Here is a 26,269-nt window from a genome sequence, read left to right on the forward strand (position 1 = left end):
CCAGTGATCCACTCTCTATTTACCCAGATTTTTTATCATGCAGCATTCGCTTACTTAAAGTGGACACTGTTTACTTTTAATCACTCAATCTCTCTATTTTCTTAGTCTATTTGTAATTAGCTTATTCAGATATCAATTTAAATTATTAATCAGGAAAACAGAATGAATACTGTCAGCTTTTCGGATTGTGCCCAAATGTGTATGACCTGTTCTTTGACCTGTACCACCTGTGCAGCTGCTTGTCTGGATGAAAATGAGATAGAGATAATGCGTGAATGCATTAAACGCTGTCTGGACTGTGCAGATATGTGCAATTTATGCGCCCGCTCTGAACAAAGAACCTCTGCCTTTATGCAGGAAATCTGTCAGCTCTGTGCTCAAATGTGCGATTACTGCGCCAAAGAATGCAGTAAACATGAAGCTGAACATTGCCAGCGATGTGCCGAAACCTGCCAGCAATGTGCCACAGAATGCCGTAAAATGGCAGCCTAAATCCAAGCAAGTGATAAGCAAAAATAGGAACACTTGATCTGCGGGTTTGCGCTAAGCGCTATTCTCACTCTCATGCCCTTATTAGATATTTTATCCTACAAAATAAACAAAAACCCGCAAGCCTTCACTTACGGGTTTCGCATCTAAAATTCAGAAAATCTTAGAATAAACGGTTCATACCATTCAAGGTTGCTACACGGTACGCTTCCGCCATGGTCGGATAGTTAAAGGTAGTTTCAACAAAATACTTGATGGTATTGTTCGGGCTATTCATCACAGCCTGACCAATATGGATAATCTCGGCAGCGTTATTACCAAAGCAATGCACCCCTAACACTTCTAAGGTGTCACGGTGGAATAGAATTTTCAATTCACCTACGGTGTCACCGGTAATCTGTGCACGTGCCAGATGACGGAAAGATGCCTGGCCAACTTCGTAAGGAATTTTTTCTTCGGTCAATTGCTGTTCAGTCTTACCAATCGAAGAAATTTCCGGAATGGTATAAATACCTGTTGGAATATCCGTTACGGGTTTAACGTTCTCTTCACCGCTCATGTTTGAACCAGCGCAACGCCCCTGGTCATAAGCAGCAGAAGCCAGTGATGGCCAACCAATCACGTCACCGGCAGCATAGATATTTTCCACTTCAGTCTGGTACTGATCATTTACTGTAAGCTGACCACGACTGTTTGGGGTAATGCCTACATTTTCCAAACCTAAACCGTCAGTATTCCCCGAACGGCCGTTACACCACAAAATGGCATCGGCTTTAATTTTCTTGCCGCTTTGCAAATGCAACACCACATGATCATCAAATGTCTCAAGATGATCAATTTGTTCATTATGACGAATCAATACACCCTGTTCACGTAAACGGTAAGATAAGGCATCAGAAATTTCATCGTCCAGATAACTGAGCAATTTAGGCTGGGTATTAATCAAATCAACTTTATGGTCCAGACCAATGAAAATGGATGCATATTCACAACCAATAACGCCGGCACCATAAATAATAATTTTTTGAATTGAATAATCCAGATCCAGAATTTTGTCTGAATCAAATACACGTGGATGATTGAAATCAAGCGCCGCCGGACGGTATGGACGTGAACCTGTCGCAATAACTAATTGCTGGAAAACAATCGTTTCTGTTATGCCTTCAGGGCTAAAGATCAATACAGTATTTTTATCCTGGATATAGGCACGACCATGATAAATATCAATCTTGTTACGGTCATAAAAACGGGAGTGTGTTTCAACCTGTTGCTGAATCACTTTATGGGCATTACGCAGCACCTGTTTCATGGTGAACTGCTTCCATTCGCCCACTTTCTGGAACATCGGGTCACGCTGGTAACGCAAAATGCTCGATACTGTTTGACGTAATGCTTTACTTGGAATGGTACCTACGTGTGTACAGTTACCACCTAATTGTTCACGCATATCAACAATTGCAACACGCTTGCCTGATTTAGCAAGTTTCATTGCCGCGCCTTCACCCGCAGGGCCTGAGCCGAGAACTACCGCATCGTATTTAACGAAAGTTCCACTAACGACCTCTTTTTTACGTGGCATTCAACGCTCCTATCTTCAATATTGGTCTATCTTGGCTATATTATGACGTAAATACTCGCAATTTTCTGTATTTACCTCACATATATTAAGTGATGACTACATTTATTAAATGAATATCCTTTTTACCCCATTTAGATTCAAGTCCGTTATAATGAGAGACCTAATATATCTAGTATCTCCCCCGTCAAAAAACAGTGGAAAAGTTGAATATGTCTGAAAACCGTAAACCTGAACAGGGTGTCAAACTTCGTGGCGCAGAGAAAGTCGCTCGTATTCCTGTAAAAGTTGTACCTACGGTTGAAACGCCACGCAAGCCGGACTGGATCCGGGTAAAAATGGCGGCTCCTGAAGAAGTTCAACGTATTAAAACCACGCTGCGTGAGCAAAAATTACATACGGTGTGTGAAGAAGCCGCTTGCCCGAACCTGCCAGAATGTTTTGGTGGCGGTACCGCAACCTTTATGATTATGGGTGATATCTGTACCCGTCGCTGTCCTTTCTGCGACGTGGCACATGGTCGTCCAAATGCCCTTGATCCGGATGAGCCACGTCATATGGCCGAAACCATTGCCAACCTGGGTTTAAAATATGCGGTTATTACTTCGGTTGACCGTGATGACCTTCGCGATGGCGGTGCACAGCATTTCGTAGACTGCATTAAAGAAGCCCGCAGCTTAAGCCCGAATACCTTATTAGAAATTCTAGTACCGGATTTCCGTGGTCGTATGGACATCGCGCTTCGCATCATGACCGAGTGCCCACCGGACGTATTTAACCACAACATTGAAACCGTGCCGCGCCTATATAAAGCGATGCGTCCAGGTTCAGATTATCAGCATTCTTTAAACTTACTGAAAATGTTTAAGGAATACTGCCCGGACGTTCCAACCAAATGTGGCTTGATGGTTGGTATTGGTGAAACTGAAGAAGAAGTGATTGCATTGCTGGATGACTTAAAAGCACACGATGTCGATTACGTGACTATTGGTCAGTATTTACAGCCTTCTAAAGAGCATGCACCGATTGACCGTTTCGTGACTCCAGAAGAATTTGAACGCTATACCGCACACGGTCAGAAACTTGGATTCAAGAATATCTGGGCAGCGCCGATGGTTCGTTCAAGTTACTTTGCCGACCGTCAGTATTATGGTGAACCGGTTCCTTCGGTACGTCGCAAAACTGATCCTGCGAAAAAAATTGCAGTTCAGACCATTGAAGCTTGATTGAGCTCAGCCTGAAACCAGACTGATCAATAAATGCCAATCTAAAATATTTAGATTGGCATTTTTATTTTCAGTTTTAAAATGATCAGCCATAAAAAATCCCCTATTTAAATAGGGGATTTTTTTAATGAAATAAATAAGAGCCTATCCAGTATTAATTTCATTCTTTTTTAGCACTTAAAAAAAGAATTTGTTAAAATTATTCAATGAGAAAACCATATCCCAGCGACATTAGTCGAGAAGCCTTTAAAGAAATTGAACCGTTACTATTGAGCGGAAGAAAACAAACACGTCCAAGAGTCGTTGATGTCTATGAAATATTTTGCGCCTTACTCTATATTTTAAAAAGTGGATGCCAATGGAGTATGCTTCCTCGAGACTTCCCAGCTAAAAGCACTGTGCATTATTACTTCTCGATTTGGAATAAAAAACCATCAGAAACTGAACCTAGCATACTTGAGCAAGCTTTAAAAAAATGTGGTTGGCGAGGCCCGTATCAGCAATGGACGGAAAGAACAAACGAGCTTTATCATCATTGATTCACAAAGTGTAAAAAACACAGATACTGCACGTGATAAAGGCTATGACGCTGGTAAAAAAGTTTCAGGCATTAAAAGACATATTATTGTTGATACTCAAGGTCTCCCGCATGGAATATTGGTTACGACAGCAGATAAAACGGATCGCCAAGGTGCATTAGATGCCATAACTATACATAGAGATACCTTACAAAATGTAGAGGTTGTACTTGTTGATGGTGGTTATACAGGCGAACCCTTTTATTTGGCTGTTAAGAATTTAATCAGAGCCCGAGTTGAAGTTGCTAAACGAAGTGAATTACATAAATTTGCAGTCATTCCACAACGCTGGGTTGTGGAAAGATCATTTGCTTGGTTAGAAAAATGCAGAAGGCTCTGGAAAAACTGTGAAAAGCACCTAAATACGAGCCTTCAGTTCATTAATTTAGCCTTTTTAAGGCTACTTTTGCATAGAAAATATTCTGGATAGGTTCTAAGAAGCTTAAGCAGCCTGATTTGGGACACCACTATGGAAACGGAAAGTATCATCTTCCGAGAGGATTAAATTCTTTTCTACTTCACGGATATGCTCGATGCGCCCCTGAATGTCTTCTTCCGGGTCTTTCATTTTAGATGTTTTGGCAACATCTAAGGCCAATGCCAGATAATCTTCATAATGGCGTGATTCAGATTTAAGCAGGTAGCGATAATAGCGTCCTAACTCTTCATCAACCAGTGGCGCAAGTGCATAAAAACGCTCACAGGAACGTGCTTCCACAAAGGCACCAATAATCAGCACGTCAATCAATGCTTCCGGCTCGTAGGTACGAATTTCCTTGCGCAATATGCCTGCATAACGCCCTGCACTCACGGCTTTCCATTCCTGTCCGCGTTTGGACATAAATTCCAGCACCTGCTCATAATGCAGCATTTCTTCGCGTACCAGTTGTGCCAGCTTGACCTGCAAATCGGTAAAAAAGCTGTAGCGGAACATCAGGTTCATGGCTGTACCAGCAGCTTTTTTTTCACAATTGGCATGATCCTGCATGAGTAACTCCAGGTTATTCACGGCTTCATCTAGCCACGTTTTTGGCGTTTCACATCCCAGGAAGCCAATCACAGGTTTCATGAGATCATCATAATGGGTTGTCGACATAACTTTTAAACTTAAATCTTAACGTGCTGCTTTAATCACAGCTTTCATTTGTTGAACAGCTTGGGCCAAACCGACAAACACTGCATCGGCAATAATGGAATGACCAATATTGAGCTCATGAATGTGTGGAATTGCAGCAATTGGGGTGACATTTTCCAGGTTCAGCCCATGCCCGGCGTTCACAATTAAACCTTTAGATGCAGCATATTCCGCACCTTTAACAATACGCTCAAGTTCATGCTGCTGTGCTTCTGCAGTTTCAGCATCGGCATAAGCACCTGTGTGTAACTCAATGGTTGGCGCACCGCAAGCCACAGCTGCATCAATTTGGGCAAAGTCAGCATCAATAAATAAAGACACTTCACAACCAATAGAAGACAAGGCCTGAGTCGCGGCTTTAACATCTTCAAAATGACCCACCACATCCAGACCGCCTTCAGTGGTCACTTCCTGACGCTTTTCTGGAACGAAGCACACATGATGCGGCTTAATTTCCTTGGCGAATTCCACCATTTCAGCCGTCACAGCCATTTCCAGATTCATATGCGTTTTCAGCACAGGACGCATACGACGTACATCATCATCCTGAATATGGCGACGGTCTTCACGTAAATGCAGGGTGATACCCTCTGCACCGGCCTGTTCGCAAATTAAAGCAGCATTTACCGGATCTGGATAAGCGGTTCCGCGCGCCTGTCGCAAAGTCGCCACATGGTCAATATTTACACCAAGTAATGCAGCCATAACAATTACCTAACTATGTTTAAAATTAAGATTGAGATTGAGTGTTTTGAATCCACAATTGACGGCTTTTCAGCGGTCGGTCGCCCAAAAGCGCGGTGATGATCTGCCGATACAGCTTAGTCAACAATTGTAACTGTTCAGGATTAAAATCCCTACCCTTTTCATAATCATGCATCGAAAGAATCTGCTGTCCAGATAAAGTCGAACGTGACTGTTGTACTGTAGGAATAAAACCATCATTGAGCTGAAACAGATAAGATTGTGATTCCTGAATTTTATGTTGCTGTGCATCCACTGTAAAATCAAGTGCATAGCCCAGTTCTTCTAAAAGTGCATGCTCGAACTGACGTAAGATTTGTCTTAAAAAAAGATCAGGATGCTCCTGCTGTGCCAATTGTTGCAATTGCTGCAAGGTCTGATGATATTGCACAAAGGTTTGTGGCATTTCCACTTCAACCGGGCACAAGCGCAGGATAATTTCATTCAGATAAAAACCGGAAAAGAAGGCATCGCCAAAAAAGAAAATCGGCTGATTGACAATTTCCAGTTTGGTAAAATTTTTCAGCTCAGATTTACCCGAAGCTTGCAGACAAATCGGTTGGTATTGCGGCGGTGGCGTTTGTCTTAAAATTCCATCCACACGACCATGCTCCTGAGTAAACAGATGCACAATATGGCTGCGCTCACGGTATTTACGATGATGGATTAAATAACCATGCAAGGTTTCATTGCGCATACAGGCTTAAGTCTAATCCTTTTTCTTTTCAGAATCAGATTCTTCATCATCCCCATCTGGAATGACGGCACCCACCACAGCTGCCGTACCTTTAACCACGCCTTTAGTGGTTTTATAGGCCACTTTGACCGGAACTGTAACAATCTTGTAAATACAGCCTTGCAGGAACAATACACATGCCACAACAGTCAGCACTTTCATCATTACAGCTCCTTTCAAAGTAAAACCTAGATTTTAGATATCACTATAACCCAAGCTTTTTAATGCACGCTCATCATCAGACCAGCCACCTTTAACTTTCACCCAAAGGGTCAGCATGATTTTCTGTTCGAACATTTTTTCCATATCGGCACGCGCATCCATACCAATTTTTTTCAGCTTAGAACCTTTTTCACCAATTACGATGGCCTTTTGACCAGGACGATCAACAAAAATGGTGGCATCAATATAGGTACACGCCGCTTTTGGACGACCTGTTTTCGCATTAATGGTCGCTTCTTCAGTCTTGAAAGATTCAATTTGCACGGTCAAATCATACGGCAGTTCTTCACCCAATTGACGCATGATTTTTTCACGAATCACTTCCGAAGCAAGGAAGCGTTCTGAACGGTCGGTGATTTGATCCAGTGAATAGAGTGGCGGCTGGAATGGCAAATACTGTTCGATGGTATTACGCAAATGTTCCAGATTGGCACCACGTAAAGCGGATACAGGTACGATTTCGGCAAAGTTCATCAGCTTGGCACGTTCCTGGATCAAGGGTAAGGCTTGATTCTTGTTTTCAAAAGTATCCAGCTTATTGATGACCAGGATCACCGGCATTTCTGCATTTTTCAGTTTTTCCAGCACCAGTTCATCATTTTGCGTCCATTTTTGCGCATCAACCACAAACAGCACCAGATTGACATCACGCAGTGCAGAGTGAGCCGCACGGTTCATCATTTTGTTGATGGCACGGACTTCTTTTTTATGCATCCCCGGCGTATCCACAAAGACTGCCTGAGATTTTTCACGAGTATCAATCCCCACAATCTTGTGGCGCGTAGTTTGTGGTTTACGTGAAGTGATTGAAAGCTTTTGACCCAGCAAATGGTTCATCAAGGTAGATTTACCCACATTCGGGCGTCCTACAATCGCAACAAAGCCACTTTTAAAGTCCGAAGGAATCGTCGTTCCTTGCGAACTGAAGAATTGATTAATTAAATCGTTACCGCCGTCTTGCGGTTCGTGATCAGCATCGATGTGATCGGAATGAGTAGTCATTAAGACTTTTGCTCCAATTGTTTTAAGATATCTGCCGCAACTGCCTGTTCAGCAAAGCGACGACTTGAACCCTCACCACACAATACAGGCAAGCCTTCAATCGTACATTCCACCTTGAAATGCTGATTCGGAGCATCGCCTTGAATATCTACAACGTCATAAACAGGGAGAGGTTTTTTACGTGCCTGTAAATATTCCTGTAAGCGTGATTTAGGATCTTTCAGCTGGTCTGTAGGTTCGATATGGTCTAAATATGGCGTGTACCATTTTAGCACGATGTCTTGCAAGACATTTAAATCGTGACAATCAACATAAATTGCACCAATAATCGCTTCCACAGTATCAGCAAGAATAGATTCGCGATGATGTCCACCCGATTTCAACTCACCCGTGCTGAGAATTAAACACGAACCGAGTTTCAAATCGTTTGCAATTTTGCCTAATGCTTCCTGACGAACCAGTGTGGCACGCATACGCGTTAAACGCCCTTCATTTTCATGCGGATAGGCTTGATACAAATAATGGGCAATGATCATCCCCAACAATGAATCGCCTAAAAACTCCAGACGTTCATAGTTAGTTTTATGACTAACCGATCGGTGGGTCAGTGCAAGCTGCAATAATTCAGGTTGTTTAAACTGATAACCGATACGGTTGACTAAGCGCATATCACTTAGTTTGGACTGACCTTTGATCAAAACTTTTCTCGAACTTTAACACTAAATCTATATTGAGTAAGAACGGCTTTCTTATCTCATACTCTTTTTTCACTTGCAGTCCATCAATATTGGTCACCTGAGCAATTTCATCAAATTTAAGATCACGAACATTGTTCATCTCTAAACGTTGACTCATCTGACTTGCAAACTTTGAAGGATCAGTATCGGCAGGGCTACTTTGCAGCAACTCTGTAATCTGGCTATCTACAACCCGATCATCCCAGTATGGTGACCAAACAGCGATGGCAATTTTTGCTAAGAAAGCAAAGCCAATGATTGCAATTAAAATTGCAATATAAGATGCCCCTTGTTGATTTTTACGCATTTGTTATTTTTTCCAATCATGCTTAATCAATTACACCGTTGCGCTTAAATGACGGTAATTTAAATCCAGGTTCTTTATGCATCCAGATATAAAATGCACGACCTGTTAGATTCTGTTCCGGAACGAAGCCCCAAAAACGGCTGTCAGCACTCTGATCACGATTATCCCCCATCGCGAAGTAGTGACCTTCAGGTACTTTCACTTCCCAATATAAACCATTTTCAGATGAATATTTACCATTTTCAACATAGTTGATAAAGGGTGCTTGACGGGCCACATTTACACCTTCAAGCTCACGCATTTTAAAGGTATGCTTGCCTAATGTTTCATGATGGTAAATTGAAGTTGGTGTGTCGAGAATATCTTTTTCGCGGCTAAATTCTACCGGAACTTTCGCCACTTTTTGTCCATTGATAGTGAGTTGACCATGATCATAAACAATATGATCTCCCGGCAAACCCACCACACGTTTGATATAACTGATGGTCGGTTGTGGCGGATAACGGAACACAATCACATCACCGCGTTCCGGTTCACCTACATCAATAATTTTAGTATTTACGATGGGTAAACGCACACCATAATTAAATTTGTTGACTAAAATAAAGTCCCCAGTTTCCAGGGTCGGAACCATCGAATCTGAAGGAATATTAAACGGTTCATATAGAAATGAACGCAGCACCAGCACAACCGCCAGAACTGGCCAGAAGTCATATGCCCATGTGATAATGAAATTTTCATTCCCCTTACCTAAGGTTTGTCTTTGTTTGAAAACAAACTTGTCGAGTAGCCACACCAAGAAAAAAATCAGCGTGACGGGAACGAGAATTAAATTAAAATCAAAATCCATGAGCTATATGACCTCTATTATTATCTTTCTACTTTCAACACAGCAAGGAACGCTTCTTGCGGGATTTCAACACTACCCACCTGCTTCATACGCTTCTTACCTTCTTTCTGTTTAGAAAGAAGTTTTTTCTTACGTGATACGTCACCACCATAACATTTGGCCAATACGTTCTTACGCATCGCTTTTACAGTTGAACGGGCAATAATTTGCGCACCGATGGCAGCCTGAATCGCCACATCAAACATTTGACGCGGAATTAGGTCTTTCATTTTTTCAACCAGGGCGATACCACGGTGACGTGCATCCTGACGGTGACAGATCATGGCTAAAGCATCCACCTTTTCACCATTAATGAGCACATCCACTTTCACCAGCGATGAACTTTCAAAACGGATAAAGTTGTAATCGAGTGAGGCAAAACCGCGTGAACATGATTTCAATTTATCGAAGAAATCCATCACCACTTCAGCCATTGGAATTTCAAAGGTAATCGAAACCTGATTCGCCATGAACTTCATGTCTTTTTGTACACCACGGCGTTCCACGCACAAGGTCATCACGTTACCCAAGTATTCTTGTGGTACAAGGATATGACATTCTGCAATCGGTTCACGCAAATCTTCTACCGTTGAACCGTCTGGCATTTTTGATGGACTGTCGATATAGATCGTTTCACCATTCTTCATCACGGCTTCGTAAATTACGGTTGGCGCAGAAGAAATGAGGTCAAGATCGTACTCACGCTCTAAACGCTCCTGTACGATTTCCATGTGCAACATGCCAAGGAAGCCACAGCGGAAACCAAAACCTAAGGCATCTGAACTTTCAGGTTCAAAGAATAATGCCGAGTCATTGATTTGCAGTTTATGCAGTGCTTCACGGAACGGTTCAAAATCGCTTGAATCAATCGGGAATAAACCTGCATACACCTGAGGTTTAACCTTTTTGAAACCAGGTAAAGTTGCAACATCAGGCGTAGTCGCAAGGGTAATGGTATCACCGACAGGCGCACCAAAAATATCTTTAATCCCTGCAATGATAAAGCCGACTTCACCCGCTTCAAGCATGCCTGTTTCAGTATGTTTAGGATTGAAGATACCTACCGAGGTAATGATGTGCGATTGGCCTGTTGATTTAATCAACATTTTATCGCCCTTACGCACACGCCCCTGTTTGATACGCACCAAAGACACCACGCCCAGATAGTTATCAAACCACGAGTCAATAATCAAGGCTTGTAGCGGTGCTTCGCGATCACCTGTAGGTGCAGGAATAACATTCACCAGCGTTTCAAGCACGCCTTCAATGCCGAGACCTGTTTTCGCTGAACAGGTCGGTGCATCAGTTGCTTCAATCCCGATGATGTCTTCAATTTCTTGGATCACACGCTCAGGTTCAGCTTGCGGCAAGTCAATCTTGTTGAGTACTGGTAAAACTTCGAGTCCCTGTTCAATCGCGGTATAGCAGTTTGCTACAGACTGGGCTTCAACCCCTTGCGCAGCATCGACAACCAGAAGCGCACCTTCACATGCTGCAAGCGAACGTGATACTTCGTAGGAAAAGTCCACGTGTCCTGGAGTGTCAATAAAGTTTAATTGGTATTCTTGACCGTTCGGATGAGTATAATACAACGTCACTGATGCCGCTTTAATGGTGATACCGCGCTCACGTTCCAATTCCATAGAATCCAGAACCTGAGCCTGCATTTCGCGATCTTGCAAACCTCCACAGGTTTGAATAAAGCGATCTGCCAGTGTCGATTTACCATGATCGATATGCGCAATAATCGAGAAGTTACGAATGTTTTTAATATCAACAGATTTTTTAGCTTGCGCCATGGGCTACCTTGAGAAAAAACACGCCATGCAACCAATAGTTAATGCATGGCAAAAGCTGAATAGAAATTGCGTAGGATTATAGCAGATGGATTTTTCAATGTATCCTAAATAATGAGTTCGTTTTTTGCTTTGACTGTTATTTTCAAAATAAAACCGGATTGTAGTCATGTACTCAATTTGAAGCCATCGCATCATACTGACTAAAATCCAGCGGATTCAGCTGTTCCGATATCGGCTGGTAGGCTTGGCTAAAAGTGGGAGACATGCGTTTTGGCCGACCTGTGGCAATTTCCACACAGGCCCATTTGGTATTCCCCATAAATAAAACGCTTTGGTCTTGGGGACGATAAAACACATATTGCCGGAAAGAATACAAGGCATTGATATCATCCAACCAAGTACGCAAGATAATCTTTTCGCCTTCAAATGCCGCTTTACGGTATTGCACATGGTGCTCTACCGCAACCATGGCATGCTTCAGTTCCAGGTATTCCTTCAGCCCCAAACCCAGGGCCTCAATATGTGCAGTAGCGATATCCTGCATCCAGTGCATATACACTACGTTATTTACGTGTCCCAAACTGTCAATATCTTTTGCTTGAACGGTGATTTCCAAATCAAAAACTGTGCTCATCTATTTTACCGCCCCTTACACTATGCAAAAAATGACCTTCAAGGCTACACAGTCTACGTAATTTTGCATTGCAGTAGAATTGCAAAATATAAAAAACCACTCATCTATAGAGTGGTTTTCTGTTCGATGGATTCATGCTATTCAATACGCATGCCTAAAATTGCGCGCTGATCTTGACGAATAATAGAAACACGTGCAATTGAACCTTTTTTCAATTCGGATACTGTCTTAATAAAGTCATTACTATTCAAAATGGTTTTATTATTGATTTGAGTAATGATATCACCTACAGCGATACGGGATTGTGATGCGATCCCTCCCCGTTTGACTTCTTGAATCAGAATACCGCCTTTAAGATTCAGTTGGGATTGTTCACTGGCAGTCAAATTACGAATCGTCACCCCCAAAACAGGACCTTTATTTTGTGCTGCCTGTTCCACTGGTGCCGGTGTATCATCCGGTGCAGTGGTCAATGTTGCCGAGATATTACGGGTTTTATCATCACGTAAAACTTGCAATTGAATGTTTTGATTCGGTGAAGTCCGGTTTAAGTAGTTGAGCAAATCAGAGGTTCTGGAAATAGGCAAGCCATTATATTTCAGGATCACATCACCCGCCTTAAAGCCTGCTCTGGCTGCCGGGGAATTGGGAGCGACCTGGGTCACCAATGAACCTTCAGGCTTGGACAGATTATAAGATTCAGCAAGGTTACGATCGATATCTTGCAACATCACTCCCAAATATGAACGGGTGACCTTGCCATTCTTTTTCAGCTGCTCTGCCACATCCATCGCCACATCAATCGGAATGGAGAATGACAAGCCCATATATCCGCCAGTACCGCTGAAGATACGCGAGTTTACTCCCACCACTTCACCATTTTGGTTAAACAAGGGACCGCCTGAGTTACCCGGATTTAATGCCACATCGGTTTGAATAAAAGGCACCGAAGTTTCGCCCATCATGTTACGCATTTTCGCACTGACAATACCGGCAGATGCAGAATAGTCAAAACCGAAAGGTGAACCAATCGCCAGTACCGGCTCACCGACTTTCAACCGGTCTACATTGCCTGTACGCAATTCAGGGAAATTGGAACCATTGACTTTCAGTAGCGCCACATCAGTACGCGCATCACTTCCGACTATGGTGGCATCAATCTCACGGCGGTCATTAAACATAATGGTCACTTTGGATGCATCTTCAACCACATGATGATTGGTTAACAGATAACCATCCTTACTGATAAAAAATGCACTGCCGTAAGCGGTTTTCTCTTGCTGAGCCTGTTGCTGTGGAACAATCACCTGATTGCCAAAAAAGCGTTTCAAAATTTCAGGAATTTGCTGTTGAATCAGCTCTTCCTGAGTCATTTTTTTAACGACACTGACACTCACTACAGCAGGGCTGACCTGTTCAACCAGATTGGAAAAGTCTACCGAAGAAGCTGCTTGTGTTTGCATCGCTGCCATGGTGAATACAGCAGCATACATTCCTTTTTGTATATAGCGATTGTTCATATAAAGCATTCACTCCATTCATTATAAGTATGCGTAAACAGTATTTAGCATAAAACATGTCTGTCTTGGGTAATAATATGTTTGATTATATTTGTATAAACAACAGCTTAAATCTTTCTTAAAAGTTTGTTGCTTTATTACTGGTGGTGTTTCAAAAAGTATGCTGAAACAAAGCAGGTTGAATTTTGATAAAATAGAGAAATGCGAATAACTCTAGAAATCAAATGTCCAACCTGCCTCAGTGACAGTATAAAGAAAAATGGCATCAAAGTAGATGGGAAACAAAACTATCAGTGCAAAGACTGTAAACGTCAGTTTATTGGTGACCATGCTCTGAGCTATCTAGGATGTAATTCAGGCATTACTCGAAAAATATTACAGTTGATGGTCAGAGGTAGTGGTATACGAGATATCGCTGAAGTTGAGCGAATCAGTATCGGTAAAGTTTTACGTACTTTAACCGAATCGACCTACCAAATTCAGCCTAAACAAAGTCATTATGAGTCTCTTGAAGTTGATGAGTTTTGGACTTTTGTGGGAAATAAAAATAATAAACAATGGCTTATTTACGCCTACCATCGAGAAACAGGTGAGATTGTTGCTTATGTTTGGGGTAAAAGAGACTTAGCTACAGTTCAACGATTGAAGACAAAGCTTAAACAATTAGGTATTCACTACACCCGAATTGCAAGTGATCATTGGGACAGTTTCATAACTGCTTTTAAAAACTGCAAGCAAAGTATTGGTAAATTTTTTACTGTAGGTATTGAAGGTAATAATTGCAAAATAAGGCATCGAATTAGGCGCGGTTTTAGAAGGAGTTGTAATTTTTCAAAAAAGATTGAAAACCATTTTAAAGCTTTCGACTTAACCTTTTTTTACATCAATAATGGCTTCATTTAATGTCAGCATACTTTTTGAAACACCACCGCTTTATTACTTTTTCTCATCATACATTAGCATATTAGCTCTTGTTTTTTGATGAAAAAAGGGGTGTTATTAGCAAACTTTTTTCAAATTAGCTGATGAACATGTCTAATTTAAATACAACACATCATTTTGACGTGATCATTGTAGGCAGTGGTGGTGCAGGTTTAAGCCTGGCTTTATCATTACCAGATCATTTCAATATTGCTGTTTTGGCCAAATCGGCACTCACCGAAGCCAGTACTTTTTATGCACAAGGCGGTGTCGCGGCGGTTTTAGATGAAACTGACTCAATTGAACAGCATATTGATGACACCATGATTGCAGGTGCACATTTATGTGAGCGTGAAGCGGTCAAGCAGACTGTAGAAGGCGGCAAACCTTCGGTCGACTTTCTGCTAAAACATGGCGTGCAATTTACCTTGGATGAACAGGAACAATTGCATTTAACCCGTGAAGGCGGTCACTCCCAACGCCGTATCATCCATGCTGCAGATGCGACAGGTCGCGCCATTTCAACCACTTTGGTGCAACGTGCCCGTGAAAAGCAAAACATCACTATTTTTGAAAATTATATTGCCATTGATTTAATTACTTCAAAAAAACTCGGCCTGAAAGATCAAGAAAATCGTGCGTTGGGTTTATACGCGCTCGATGAAAAGACTGAAAAAGTCCATACCTTCTTGGCACCTTCTACAGCCTTGGCGTGTGGCGGGGCGATGAAAGCCTATCTGTATACCTCCAATCCGGATATTGCGACCGGTGATGGTATTGCCATGGCCTATCGTGCAGGTTGCAGGGTTGCCAATATGGAATTTAACCAGTTCCATCCAACCTGCCTGTATCATCCGCAAGCACGCTCCTTTTTAATTACCGAAGCCATGCGTGGTGAAGGAGCTTATTTACGCTTGCCTGATGGTGAACGTTTCATGCTGCGTTTTGATGAACGTGCTGAACTGGCACCGCGTGATATTGTGGCACGTGCTATTGACTATGAAATTAAACGTTTGGGTATCCGTCATGTCTGGCTGGATATCACGCATAAACCAGCCGAGTTTGTGAAAGAACATTTCCCTACCCTGTACGCACGTTTATTGGAACTTGGCATCGACATTACCAAAGACATGATTCCCGTGGTTCCTGCGGCGCATTATACCTGTGGCGGTGTGGTGGTCGATGAAAACAGCCAGACCGACCTTCAAGGTTTATACGCCATTGGTGAAACCTCTTATACCGGCTTACACGGTGCTAACCGGATGGCGAGTAACTCACTTTTAGAATGTTTTGTCTACGGCATGAGTGCAGCCAAACATATAGAAAGCCTGTTCAATCCAGATTATGTTTCTCGTGATGCACCAAGCTGGGATGATTCCCAAGTTATGAATCCGGATGAAAATGTCGTTATTCTGCAAAACTGGGATGAACTGCGTCAGACCATGTGGAACTATGTTGGTATTGTCCGCACCACTAAACGTCTGCAACGTGCCTTACATCGTATCGAAATGTTGAAGCGTGAAATCACTGAATATTATCAGGATTACCATGTCAGCAAAAACCTGATTGAATTACGTAACCTGGTACTGGTTTCAGAGATGATTGTACGCTGTGCCATGGCACGCAAGGAATCACGCGGTTTGCATTACACTCTGGATTATCCGGAGCTTGGGCCTGAATTACGTAAAACGGTACTAACTCCACCCAACTTCCAGGTGGAAACTCCGTTGGTCAATGTAGATGCTTAAACCCGTGTAGCCTAAATAAAAAAGCCGAACATCTTTGTTCGGCTTTTTCAATTTGCATGATATCTTTTTATTGCCGGGATGGTATGGAATAAGTACCCACTGCATGTGCAATCGGTTCATCTAAATTCATGGAATATAACCATACATCACCCACAATGAGAGCCTTGCCCACTTTCATTAATTGACAGACCGCACGAATATCCTGTGCTGCCGTCGGTTTTCTTAAAAAATTAATGGATAAATTAGTGGTGACCGCCAAGGCCACAATACCGATTTCACCCAGTATGGCAATATACAGTGCATAATCAGCAGCGGTCATCATGGTCGGCCCTGATACCGTTCCACCCGGTCTTAAATCGGCTTCATCCACATGATAGAGGATGGTGGCTCCTTTTTCAGTGACTGTTTCTATTTCACATTTTTCCAGGCTTTGCGGAAATTCACGTTGCAAAAATTCAATAATTTCGACTTTATTACTTTTCATTGTTTATAAAAAAATCTTCCATAATGTTAGCCACTATAGAAGATTTTTCATTTAAACCCAATTGCTGGGGATGACTACACCGATTGCAAACACGCAAGTGCCTGGCTAAATACCTGTTCTGGTGTTTGGGTAGCATCCAGACGTTTAATCCGTTCCCCCTGCTGTTGCCAAAGCTGCTGATAGCCTGAACGTACTTTCTCAAAGAACGTGGCTTTCTCCTGCTCAAAGCGATCTAATGCACCCCGTGCACGCGCACGTGACATCCCTAACTCAGTCGGCGCATCCAGCCAAAAAGTAACGTTCGGCATATGCGAGACAAAATTTGCATTTAATAAAGCCAGTTTTTCTTTGCTTAAGCCACGCCCTGTACATTGATAGGCAAAACTGGCATCAGTAAAACGGTCACACAGTACGGTCTTACCTGCTTTCAATGCAGGAACAATCACCTGCTGTAAATGCTGTGCACGTGCTGCGTACATTAAAAGCAGTTCTGTGTCATTCGACATGCTTTCTTCATGATTGACTGACAACAGCAGGGAACGGATTTGTTCTGCCATCGGCGTACCCCCCGGCTCACGCGTCAGTACAACTTCATGACCTTGCTGTTGCAGATAATCATAAATTTTACCAATGAGTGTGGTTTTCCCGACACCTTCAGTGCCTTCAAAACTAATAAACATCCCCACTCCTTAATTTTTTGAACGAATGACAGTTAGATATTCTTGCACAGCACGATTATGCTCATCCAAAGTTGCGCTAAATTTATGCCCACCATTACCCGTGGCGACAAAATAGATATTGCTGGAATTGTCCGGGTGCATGGCAGCTTCAATAGCTTTTTGACTTGGCAAGGCAATCGGCGTTGGCGGCAAGCCATTGTTGGTATAAGTATTATATGGCGTAGGCGTACGCAAATCGGTACGGGTGATATTGCCATTATAACGGTCACCCATGCCATAGATCACGGTTGGATCGGTTTGCAGACGCATCCCCTGTTGCAGACGACGGATAAACACCCCCGATACCTGATTTAACTCATGATCCAGACTGGTTTCTTTTTCCACAATGGAAGCCATAATCAGTGCTTCATATTTATCCTTATAAGGTAAACCACTGGCACGATTGGCCCATGCTGTATCCAAAGCCTTCATTTGACGTTTATATAAATCGGTCAAAATCTTTTTATCAGTTTCACCTTTGGCAAAGAAATAGGTATCTGGCGCAAACAGGCCTTCGGGATGGTTAAACGGAATACCCAAGGCTTTTAGCATTTGATCTTGCGGAAGATTCAACACTTCTTTAGTGACTAAATCATCTTTCTTTAGAATTTCAATTAACTGTTTAAAGGTCGTACCTTCAATCACCAGAATGCGGTTCATCTGTGCATTTTCAGCATTCGAGACCAGTTCCAGCACTTCACGTACCGACATGCCTTGACGAATTTCATAAACGCCAGCTTTCATGCTGTCATGAATCATGATTTTTTGATAAATCTTCAGGATAATAGGAAAACTGACTTTATCTTGCTGAGCTAGACGGTCAATAAAGCCTGAATAACTGTCACCATCTCCAATCGCCAGCATTTGCTTTTCACCTTGCACTGGATAGGACTTGAACAAGCTGGCACCCAAGATAACCGCAAATAATACCGTCAGACCTGCAATTAAAATAAGGATGCCTTTTAAAGGAAATCCTGATGCAGTTTTATTTTTCGATTTTTGCTTTTTGCTAGACATATTAATGAATCTGATTCAATTGAAGGATATTAAAGAGTTCAATACACGGCTGAATATTCAACGGTTTCCGGTTAAGTTCAGTCACAGCTTTCATGGGACTTAAGGCATTACAAAAAAACAGGCTTTCAAATTTTGCAATGTCTTCCATTTCAATAAACCGCTGTTCACAGTGAATACCATGCTGCTGCATTCGGGACAAAATTTCGGCCCGCATCACCCCATGCACGCCATTATAGCGAAGTTCTGGTGTAATCCAGGCATTGTTTAAACGAATGAAACAATTACTGCTTACTCCCTCCACAACAGTGCCTTGTACATCGGTCACTAAAGCTTCAGCCCATCCGCGCTGATCTGCTTCATGTTTTAACAAGACCTGTTCCAAACGGTTCAGGCTTTTCAAGCCCACCAGATTGGGCATGCTCAGCCCTAATGCTTGCTGTAACACCCCGGATTTAATTTTCTCTATCTGAAAATCACCGACTGCTTGGGGATAAAAAAACACCCAGAAATCTGCCGGATGATCAGGCAAGCTATAGCCGCGTTGTCCCTCACCACGACTGATGATGATTTTTAATGTGCCATTTAGTTCAAGAAACTGCTGTTGTAGTAGAGCCAAAGTTTTTTCAATGCAGCTTAAATCTGCCTGCAACATCAGCCGTTCACAACTTAACTGTAGCCGTGCCCGATGCAAGCTTTCAAGTTCAATTTTGCCATGCCGAACACGTGCCGTGGTGAAACAGCCATCTCCGTAATGAAAAGCACGGTCCTGTAATGACACTTCATTTATTTCCCGTGCATTCTTAAAACATGGCATAACAAACATCCTGCAAATGATGACCTAGTTTAAAAATAGTGGCGCTTAATTGATAGCTTTTTTATTCATATCAAATTCGTTTCTTATTATTTTTTCAACAAAAAAGATGACGCTATGCTTGGCTCCGTTACAAAACATTAATAATTCAAAGGATAGCAAAATGCGCTCACTAAAAATCGGGGTTTTAGCAGCTCTTATTTCAGCAACGTCTTTTACTGCACTGGCAAAAGACTTTTTAAACGTTTCCTATGATCCAACGCGTGAATTGTATGAAAACTACAATAAAGAGTTTGCTGCATACTGGAAGAAAACCACAGGCCAAGATATTAATTTTAAACAGTCACACGGCGGTTCTGGCAAACAGGCACGTGCCGTGATTGATGGTCTGGGTGCCGATGTGGTGACGTTGGCACTTGCAGCAGATATCGATGCAATTGCAGCAAACTCAAATTTACTTCCAAAAGACTGGCAAAAAAAATTTCCAAATAACTCTACTCCCTATACCTCTACCATCGTCTTCCTTGTACATAAAGGCAACCCGAAAGGCATTAAAGACTGGGGCGATCTGGTCAAAAATAATGTCGGCATTATTACCCCAAACCCAAAAACCTCTGGTGGCGCCCGCTGGAATTATCTGGCAGCATGGGCTTGGGCGAAACATCAGCCAGGCGGTAACGATGCCAAAGCACAGGAGTTCGTACGTCAAATCTATAAGAACACCAAGGTCCTCGACTCTGGTGCACGCGGTGCAACCACGACATTTGCTGAGCGTGGCATTGGAGATGTATTGCTGGCCTGGGAAAACGAAGCTCATTTAGCTATTCGTGAACAACCGGGCAAGTTCGAAATTATCACACCGTCGTTGTCTATTTTGGCTGAACCCCCTGTGGCGATTGTAGAGAAGAATGCACAGAAAGACGGCAACCTGAATTTAGCCAAAGCTTATCTCAACTATTTATATTCACCTGCAGGTCAAACCATTGCTGCCAATAACTTCTACCGTCCGCGCAATGCAGCAATACTGGCAAAACATAAATCCGTATTCAAACCCTTGAAACTAGTCACCATTAATAAAGAATTTGGCGGCTGGAGCAAAGTTCAAAAAGCACATTTTGAAAATGGCGGCGTATTTGACCAGATCGTAAAAGCCAATAGCACCAAATAATCTCAGTCAAGCAAACAAAGCATCAGTTTTATTCATAAGGCTGGTGCTTATTTTATGAACCCAGCCTTATTTATCTTTTTTATTCATATAAAATTCATTTTTTATTATTTTTTATGCATAAAGAATATAGCTATTCTATACCCCTGTAATGAAACACATTAAGAATATTGAGGTTCGCATGAGCATTTCGGCAAAATTGAAACTTGGAGTTTTAGCAGCAGTTATATCTACCATTTCTTTAGCTGCTGCAGCGAAAGATTTTCTCAATGTTTCTTATGACCCAACACGTGAACTTTATGAAGACGTGAACAAAGATTTTAGCAAATACTGGGAAAGCCGTACCGGACAGAAAATTAACTTCAAGCAGTCACACGGTGGTTCTGGCAAACAGGCACGTGCGGTCATTGATGGGCTGGATGCCGATGTGGTGACTTTGGCACTTTCTGCCGACATTGATGTAATTGCGGAAAAAACCAGACAGTTACCTGCAGACTGGCAAAAGAAGCTGCCACATAACTCAACGCCATATACCTCTACCATCGTATTTTTAGTACGTAAAGGCAACCCAAAACACATTAAGGACTGGGGTGATCTGGTTAAGCCGGGGATAGGCATTATTACACCAAATCCTAAAACCTCTGGCGGCGCACGCTGGAACTATTTAGCGGCATGGGCCTGGGCAAAACACCAAGCGGGTGGCAATGACAAAACTGCTCAAGAATTTGTGCGTAAAATTTATAAAAACACCAAGGTTCTCGATTCTGGCGCACGCGGTTCAACCACAACATTTGCAGAACGTGGCATTGGTGATGTGCTGTTGGCTTGGGAAAACGAAGCTCACTTAGCCCTTCGTGAACAGCCAGGAAAATTTGAAATTATCACGCCATCTCTGTCTATTTTGGCTGAGCCACCCGTGGCGATTGTAGATAAAAATGCAGAGAAGAAAGGCAATAAATACCTGGCTCAAGGCTACCTAAACTTCCTTTACTCGCCACGCGGCCAGCAACTTGCGGCTGAAAACTTTTACCGTCCACGCAACGCAAAAACATTGGCGCAATACAGCAAGGTATTCAAGCCCTTAAAACTGGTCAGCATCGATCAGGAATTTGGCGGCTGGAGCAAAGTTCAAAAAGCGCACTTTGAAAATGGCGGCGTATTTGACCAGATTGTTAAAGCCAATAGTGCAAAATAATAGCGTTCGATAAACAGGAGCATCGACATGATTCATACCGTAATTGTTCCAGGCGTAGGTGGCAGTGAACATGCACACTGGCAGTCGTGGCTGCAACGACAACTCATGTCATGCTCCCGTGTGCAACAACAGGACTGGAACACACCTGTGTTACAAAACTGGATTGCCGAGTTTGTAAAGACCGTGGCACCTATTCAGGGCAGCATCCAGATTGTCGCGCATAGTTTTGGTTGTTTAACTACTGTGGCAGCTTTAGCCCAGCATACGGAACTCAATCAAAAAATTAAAAATTTGATTCTGGTTGCACCTGCCAATCCTGCCCGTTTTGGTGAAGCCGGTTTTTCACGTGATAGTCAGCAAGATTATCAATACTATTTTCATCAGCTGAAAATTGCTGTGCCAACAACTTTACTGATCAGTGAAAATGATCCCTGGTTAAATTTTGAAGATGCCCAGCAACTTGCAAAGGCGTGGGAACTTAATCCGGTTAATCTGGGTCAGGTTGGACATATTAATGTTGCTTCCGGTTTTGGGCCTTTTCCTGAAATTTATGATTATTTAATTTCAGAAAATGTGCTGCAACATATCAATTTTACTGATGATAGCAAGTGCTTTTTCAAATTTGCAATTTAAACCCTGCAAATTATGCTTGTGCCGAATTAAACTTTTATTTTCGCTGACTTTATTGGTCAGTAGTCGCTCTTTTTAAGGAATCATCATGTCGCAGCGATCCCGAGTGCTGCCAGGATTTGGTCTTTCTCTAGGCTTTACCCTAGCGTATCTGTCATTAATCGTGCTTATTCCACTATCTGCGGTGTTTATCAAATCGCTAGGTATAGGCTGGGATGGTTTATGGGAAATTTTAAGTTCAGAACGTATCTTAAAATCTTTGCAGTTAAGTTTTAGTGCTGCCCTATTTGCAGCCTTAGTCAATGTCGTGTTTGGCTTGTTACTGGCATGGTGCTTGGTCCGTTACAGTTTTCCCGGTAAACGTATTATTGATGCTTTGGTCGATTTACCCTTTGCCCTGCCAACAGCGGTGGCGGGTATTGCCCTAACCTCATTATATGCACCTACAGGCTGGGTCGGTCAGTATCTGGAACCCATCGGAATTAAAGTAGCCTATACCCCGATCGGGATTACTCTGGCGCTGATTTTTATTGGCTTGCCTTTCGTTGTACGTACCGTACAGCCTGTACTGAGTGATCTTGAAACCGAACTTGAAGAAGCGGCTTCTGCTCTGGGTGCCAACCGTTTTCAGATTGTCAGCAAAATTATCCTGCCCATTCTGTTTCCAGCACTACTGACTGGTTTTGCCCTAGCCTTTGCACGTGGTGTGGGTGAATATGGTTCCGTGATCTTTATTGCCGGTAACCAGCCATTTGAAACTGAAATCGCGCCCTTGATGATTATTTCCCGTCTGGAAGAATATGACTACGCAGGTGCAACCACCATTGCCGTGGTGATGCTGGTCCTGTCATTCGCGATTTTATTCCTGATTAACTTGCTCCAAGCATGGGCAAACAAACGTACCGGGAGAACAGCACGATGAGTTTAATCACTAATAGCAATGCTTTGGCTGAGAAATTACAGTCCCGCGATGCGACGCGTGAACCAGTCTGGGTTCGCTATTTACTGCTTACGATTGCGCTGATTTTCTTTTTAAGCTGCTTGATTCTGCCCTTAATTCTGGTCTTTGTTGAAGCATTTAAACAGGGGGTTGGGGTTTATTTTCAGGCACTGGTGCATCCAGACACCTTGTCTGCTGTGAAACTGACCTTATTGACCGCTGTAATTGCCGTGCCATTAAACGTGGTGTTTGGCGTAGCAGCCGCATGGTCGGTGGCGAAGTTTAATTTCCGTGGCAAATCCATTCTCACCACCATTATTGATCTACCTTTCTCGGTTTCTCCAGTTATCGCAGGCATGATGCTGGTACTGATTTTCGGTACTCAAGGCTGGCTTGGCGGCTGGCTAATGGACAATGACATTAAAATTTTGTATGCCGTTCCTGCCATTGTACTGGCAACCGTATTTATTACTGTGCCTTTTGTGGCGCGCGAACTGATTCCCCTGATGGAAGCCCAAGGTACCGAGGAAGAAGAAGCGGCAATTGTACTGGGTGCTTCAGGCTGGCAAACGTTTTGGAAAGTGACCTTACCCAACATTAAATGGGGTCTGATTTACGGCGTGATTCTGTGTAATGCCCGTGCCATGGGTGAATTCGGTGCCGTATCGTATCGGTGGTGTCAGGTCACATTCGTGGTGAAACCAATACCCTGCCGCTACATGTTGAAATCCTTTACAACGAATATACCTTTAGTGCGGCATTTGCGGTGTCATCGCTTCTGGCTTTACTGGCAATTGTGACCCTGGTTTTAAAAACATGGGTAGAAGTGCGCCAGGAAAAACAAAACAAACGTAATGAAGATTCAACAGTTTCTTAAGGAATGACATCATGAGTATTCAAGTTAAAAATATTGAAAAACACTTTGGTGCATTCCATGCACTTAAAAACATCTCACTGGATTTTCCAGATGGTCAGCTGGTGGCATTACTCGGACCATCAGGCTGTGGTAAAACCACCCTGCTGCGTATTATCGCAGGACTGGAATCGGCAGATGGCGGTCAGGTGATTCTTGAAGGCGAAGATGCAACCAATGTGCATGTACGTGAACGTGAAGTCGGCTTTGTATTCCAGCATTATGCCTTGTTCCGTCATATGACCGTATTTGACAACATTGCCTTTGGTTTACGTGTGCGCCCGCGCTCTACCCGACCATCAGAAGCTGAAATTAAAAAACGTGTGACACGTTTGCTTGATCTGGTTCAGCTGGGCTTTTTGGCCGACCGCTATCCTGTACAACTCTCGGGCGGTCAACGTCAGCGTATTGCTTTGGCACGTGCTTTGGCGGTTGAACCTCGTGTATTATTGCTGGATGAACCTTTTGGCGCACTCGATGCCAAGGTGCGTAAAGAGCTGCGTCGCTGGTTACGTACTTTGCATGATGAATTGCATATCACTTCTATTTTTGTTACCCATGACCAAGAGGAAGCTTTGGAAGTAGCCGATCAAATCGTGGTGATGAATAAAGGCAATGTCGAGCAAATCGGTTCACCGCGTGAAGTTTATGAAAAACCGGCAACGCCTTTCGTATTCGACTTCCTGGGTCAGGCCAACCGTTTTGAAGGTCAAAACCTGCAAGGCATTATCCAGATTGGTGACGACCGTCTGCAACTACCGCAGGTGAAAGATGCTCCGCAAGGCAATGTGATTGCCTTTGCCCGTCCAAATGAATTACGCATTCATGCAACACCGCAAGAAAATGCCATTCAGGCCACTTTCCTGCGTGAAATCTGGATTGCCGGCAAGGTTATTGCTGAACTTCAGGATCGTCAGGGCAATTTAATTGAAATTTCGCTTAATTCTGAAGAGGCGAAGTTACATCAATTTAAACCAAATCAAACAGTGTGGTTAAGTCCAACGGCATTGCACCTGTTTGCCAATGACGTCGCTTAATAACAAATAGATGGGGCAAAAACAGCCTCATCCTCTTTAGGGTAAACAGCATTATGAATTTCCAACAATTAAGAATTATTCGGGAAACTGTTAGACAAAACTTTAATTTAACCGAAGCTTCAGCAGCACTTTATACCTCGCAATCTGGCGTCAGTAAGCACATTAAGGATTTAGAAGATGAACTGGGCGTACAGCTGTTTATCCGTAAAGGTAAACGTTTGCTGGGCTTGACCGAACCTGGCCAGTCTTTACTCGGGATTGTAGAACGCATGCTGGTTGATGCCGACAATATTAAACGTCTGGCAGATGATTTTAACCGCGTCGATGAAGGTACGCTGACCATTGCAACCACGCATACCCAAGCGCGTTATGTTTTGCCGCCAATTGTGAACCAGTTTAAAAAAGAATTCCCAAAAGTTCATTTGATTCTGCAACAGGCCAGCCCGGTTGAAATTACCGAAATGTTGCTGCAAGGTGAAGCAGATATTGGTATTGCAACCGAGTCTCTCACCACTGAGGAGAACCTGGCCAGCGTACCTTATTATAATTGGCAGCACAGTATTATTACCCCGCAAAACCATGCACTTGCCAACAAGGTAGACATTACGCTGGAAGACTTGGCGCAATATCCGATTATTACCTACCATGGCGGTTTCACAGGTCGTTCTAAAATTGATAAAGCCTTTGAAGAGGCAGGTATTGATGTTGATATTGTCATGTCAGCACTGGATGCGGATGTCATCAAAACCTATGTTGAATTGAATATGGGCGTCGGTATTGTCAATAATGTCGCTTATGATGCTGAACGTGACTATCGACTCAAACAGATTCCAACCGATATCTTTGGGGTAAATACCACCTGGATTGCGGTGCGCAAAGGTCATTTGCTGCGCGGTTATGGTTATGAGTTTATTTCACTCTGCTCGCCAGAAGCCGACATTAAGGCCCTGAAAAAAGTAGCTTATCCAGAAGAATAAGCATTTCATGATTTTTTAAAATGAGGGATATAAAAAATATCCCTTTTTAAATTCATCCGTCGCTACAAAACCAGATTTATAAAAATAATTTAATTTTTCAATCATTTAAATATAAAAA

27 protein-coding genes and 1 pseudogene are annotated in these 26,269 nt (G+C 42.8%); 12 read left to right on the plus strand and 16 right to left on the minus strand.

What is annotated here, in order from left to right; translation table 11 throughout:
* Nucleotides 1–162: 162 nt before the first annotated feature.
* Complete coding sequence (locus JFY49_RS10435; RefSeq protein ID WP_180042282.1) at nt 163–492, plus strand: four-helix bundle copper-binding protein; 330 nt, start codon at nt 163–165, stop codon at nt 490–492.
* 160 nt (nt 493–652) lie between these two features.
* Here the strand turns inward: JFY49_RS10435 and sthA are convergent, their stop codons facing one another.
* Nucleotides 653–2,068 (minus strand): Si-specific NAD(P)(+) transhydrogenase, encoded by a 1,416-nt coding sequence (gene sthA, locus JFY49_RS10440; RefSeq protein ID WP_086196133.1) that lies wholly within the window; start codon nt 2,066–2,068, stop codon nt 653–655.
* Nucleotides 2,069–2,277: 209 nt separating this feature from the next.
* Between sthA and lipA the strand changes: the two genes are divergently transcribed.
* Both lipA and JFY49_RS10450 read left to right on the plus strand, forming a co-directional pair.
* Nucleotides 2,278–3,291: a lipoyl synthase gene (gene lipA / locus JFY49_RS10445; RefSeq protein ID WP_166167147.1), complete on the plus strand. Its 1,014-nt coding sequence runs from the start codon at nt 2,278–2,280 to the stop codon at nt 3,289–3,291.
* A 206-nt stretch (nt 3,292–3,497) separates the two neighbouring features.
* A protein-coding gene (locus JFY49_RS10450; protein ID WP_180082508.1) for an IS5-like element ISAba37 family transposase occupies nt 3,498–4,299 on the plus strand; the annotation gives its coding sequence in 2 pieces (ribosomal slippage) (nt 3,498–3,761 and nt 3,763–4,299; 801 coding nt in all).
* Between the two features lie 12 nt (nt 4,300–4,311).
* Here the strand turns inward: JFY49_RS10450 and JFY49_RS10455 are convergent.
* From JFY49_RS10455 to JFY49_RS10505, 11 genes are all read right to left on the minus strand, one after another.
* Nucleotides 4,312–4,965 (minus strand): tRNA-(ms[2]io[6]A)-hydroxylase, encoded by a 654-nt coding sequence (locus JFY49_RS10455; RefSeq protein ID WP_200222767.1) that lies wholly within the window; start codon nt 4,963–4,965, stop codon nt 4,312–4,314.
* 18 nt (nt 4,966–4,983) lie between these two features.
* On the minus strand, nt 4,984–5,709 hold the full coding sequence (gene pdxJ, locus JFY49_RS10460) for a pyridoxine 5'-phosphate synthase (protein ID WP_166167153.1): 726 nt from the start codon (nt 5,707–5,709) through the stop codon (nt 4,984–4,986).
* A gap of 25 nt (nt 5,710–5,734) precedes the next feature.
* Nucleotides 5,735–6,445, minus strand: a complete 711-nt coding sequence (gene recO, locus JFY49_RS10465; protein WP_166167156.1) for a DNA repair protein RecO — start codon at nt 6,443–6,445, stop codon at nt 5,735–5,737.
* A gap of 12 nt (nt 6,446–6,457) precedes the next feature.
* Nucleotides 6,458–6,649: an NF038104 family lipoprotein gene (locus tag JFY49_RS10470; protein WP_166167159.1), complete on the minus strand. Its 192-nt coding sequence runs from the start codon at nt 6,647–6,649 to the stop codon at nt 6,458–6,460.
* 30 nt (nt 6,650–6,679) lie between these two features.
* Complete coding sequence (era, locus tag JFY49_RS10475) at nt 6,680–7,708, minus strand: GTPase Era (protein WP_200222769.1); 1,029 nt, start codon at nt 7,706–7,708, stop codon at nt 6,680–6,682.
* A complete protein-coding gene (rnc, locus tag JFY49_RS10480; protein WP_086196140.1) occupies nt 7,708–8,406 on the minus strand; it encodes a ribonuclease III in 699 nt (232 codons plus the stop codon). The genes era and rnc overlap by 1 nt, the downstream gene beginning before the upstream one ends.
* Entirely contained in the window at nt 8,378–8,752 is a 375-nt protein-coding gene (locus JFY49_RS10485) for a DUF4845 domain-containing protein (RefSeq protein WP_200222771.1), read from the minus strand. The genes rnc and JFY49_RS10485 overlap by 29 nt, the downstream gene beginning before the upstream one ends.
* 22 nt (nt 8,753–8,774) lie before the next feature.
* The gene (lepB, locus tag JFY49_RS10490) at nt 8,775–9,602 is read right to left on the minus strand and encodes a signal peptidase I (RefSeq protein ID WP_200222773.1); all 828 of its coding nucleotides are present in this window, start codon (nt 9,600–9,602) and stop codon (nt 8,775–8,777) included.
* Nucleotides 9,603–9,622: 20 nt separating this feature from the next.
* Nucleotides 9,623–11,440, minus strand: coding sequence for a translation elongation factor 4 (gene lepA / locus JFY49_RS10495; protein ID WP_200222775.1), 1,818 nt, complete (start codon nt 11,438–11,440; stop codon nt 9,623–9,625).
* Between the two features lie 172 nt (nt 11,441–11,612).
* Nucleotides 11,613–12,074 (minus strand): acyl-CoA thioesterase, encoded by a 462-nt coding sequence (locus JFY49_RS10500; RefSeq protein WP_200222777.1) that lies wholly within the window; start codon nt 12,072–12,074, stop codon nt 11,613–11,615.
* Between the two features lie 137 nt (nt 12,075–12,211).
* On the minus strand, nt 12,212–13,594 hold the full coding sequence (locus tag JFY49_RS10505) for a Do family serine endopeptidase (protein ID WP_200222783.1): 1,383 nt from the start codon (nt 13,592–13,594) through the stop codon (nt 12,212–12,214).
* A 201-nt stretch (nt 13,595–13,795) separates the two neighbouring features.
* Here JFY49_RS10505 and JFY49_RS10510 point away from each other — a divergent pair, with 201 nt between their 5' ends.
* Together JFY49_RS10510 and nadB are read left to right on the plus strand one after the other, a co-directional pair.
* On the plus strand, nt 13,796–14,497 hold the full coding sequence (locus JFY49_RS10510) for an IS1-like element ISPa14 family transposase (RefSeq protein WP_001223318.1): 702 nt from the start codon (nt 13,796–13,798) through the stop codon (nt 14,495–14,497).
* 122 nt (nt 14,498–14,619) lie between these two features.
* A complete protein-coding gene (nadB, locus tag JFY49_RS10515) occupies nt 14,620–16,263 on the plus strand; it encodes an L-aspartate oxidase (RefSeq protein ID WP_200222785.1) in 1,644 nt (547 codons plus the stop codon).
* 67 nt (nt 16,264–16,330) lie between these two features.
* On the opposite strand, the gene JFY49_RS10520 is transcribed toward nadB, so the two are convergent.
* The 4 genes from JFY49_RS10520 to pabC form a co-directional block, all read right to left on the minus strand.
* Nucleotides 16,331–16,747: a PaaI family thioesterase gene (locus JFY49_RS10520; protein ID WP_200222787.1), complete on the minus strand. Its 417-nt coding sequence runs from the start codon at nt 16,745–16,747 to the stop codon at nt 16,331–16,333.
* A 74-nt stretch (nt 16,748–16,821) separates the two neighbouring features.
* Nucleotides 16,822–17,427, minus strand: coding sequence for a dTMP kinase (gene tmk / locus JFY49_RS10525; RefSeq protein WP_200222789.1), 606 nt, complete (start codon nt 17,425–17,427; stop codon nt 16,822–16,824).
* Between the two features lie 9 nt (nt 17,428–17,436).
* Nucleotides 17,437–18,483: an endolytic transglycosylase MltG gene (gene mltG, locus JFY49_RS10530; RefSeq protein ID WP_200222791.1), complete on the minus strand. Its 1,047-nt coding sequence runs from the start codon at nt 18,481–18,483 to the stop codon at nt 17,437–17,439.
* A gap of 1 nt (nt 18,484) precedes the next feature.
* Entirely contained in the window at nt 18,485–19,297 is an 813-nt protein-coding gene (gene pabC / locus JFY49_RS10535; protein WP_200222793.1) for an aminodeoxychorismate lyase, read from the minus strand.
* A 160-nt stretch (nt 19,298–19,457) separates the two neighbouring features.
* Between pabC and JFY49_RS10540 the strand changes: the two genes are divergently transcribed.
* The 7 genes and pseudogenes from JFY49_RS10540 to JFY49_RS10570 all read left to right on the plus strand — a co-directional run bounded on the left by JFY49_RS10540 (nt 19,458) and on the right by JFY49_RS10570 (nt 26,151).
* A complete protein-coding gene (locus JFY49_RS10540; protein WP_200222795.1) occupies nt 19,458–20,462 on the plus strand; it encodes a sulfate ABC transporter substrate-binding protein in 1,005 nt (334 codons plus the stop codon).
* Nucleotides 20,463–20,640: 178 nt separating this feature from the next.
* On the plus strand, nt 20,641–21,654 hold the full coding sequence (locus tag JFY49_RS10545; RefSeq protein ID WP_200224860.1) for a sulfate ABC transporter substrate-binding protein: 1,014 nt from the start codon (nt 20,641–20,643) through the stop codon (nt 21,652–21,654).
* Nucleotides 21,655–21,681: 27 nt separating this feature from the next.
* On the plus strand, nt 21,682–22,287 hold the full coding sequence (locus JFY49_RS10550) for an alpha/beta hydrolase (RefSeq protein ID WP_200222797.1): 606 nt from the start codon (nt 21,682–21,684) through the stop codon (nt 22,285–22,287).
* Between the two features lie 85 nt (nt 22,288–22,372).
* Nucleotides 22,373–23,206, plus strand: a complete 834-nt coding sequence (cysT, locus tag JFY49_RS10555) for a sulfate ABC transporter permease subunit CysT (protein ID WP_200222799.1) — start codon at nt 22,373–22,375, stop codon at nt 23,204–23,206.
* Nucleotides 23,203–24,101: pseudogene (cysW, locus tag JFY49_RS10560) on the plus strand (sulfate ABC transporter permease subunit CysW). Before cysT ends, cysW begins: the two are co-directional and overlap by 4 nt.
* Nucleotides 24,102–24,112: 11 nt before the next feature.
* A complete protein-coding gene (locus tag JFY49_RS10565; RefSeq protein WP_200222801.1) occupies nt 24,113–25,174 on the plus strand; it encodes a sulfate/molybdate ABC transporter ATP-binding protein in 1,062 nt (353 codons plus the stop codon).
* 53 nt (nt 25,175–25,227) lie between these two features.
* Nucleotides 25,228–26,151 carry a CysB family HTH-type transcriptional regulator gene (locus JFY49_RS10570; RefSeq protein ID WP_166167198.1) on the plus strand — a complete coding sequence of 308 codons (924 nt, stop codon included), beginning with the start codon at nt 25,228–25,230 and terminating at the stop codon, nt 26,149–26,151.
* The last annotated feature ends 118 nt before the right edge of the window (nt 26,152–26,269 follow it).

The organism is Acinetobacter sp. CS-2, from assembly GCF_016599715.1.
In the GTDB taxonomy this organism is placed as follows: Bacteria; Pseudomonadota; Gammaproteobacteria; order Pseudomonadales; family Moraxellaceae; genus Acinetobacter.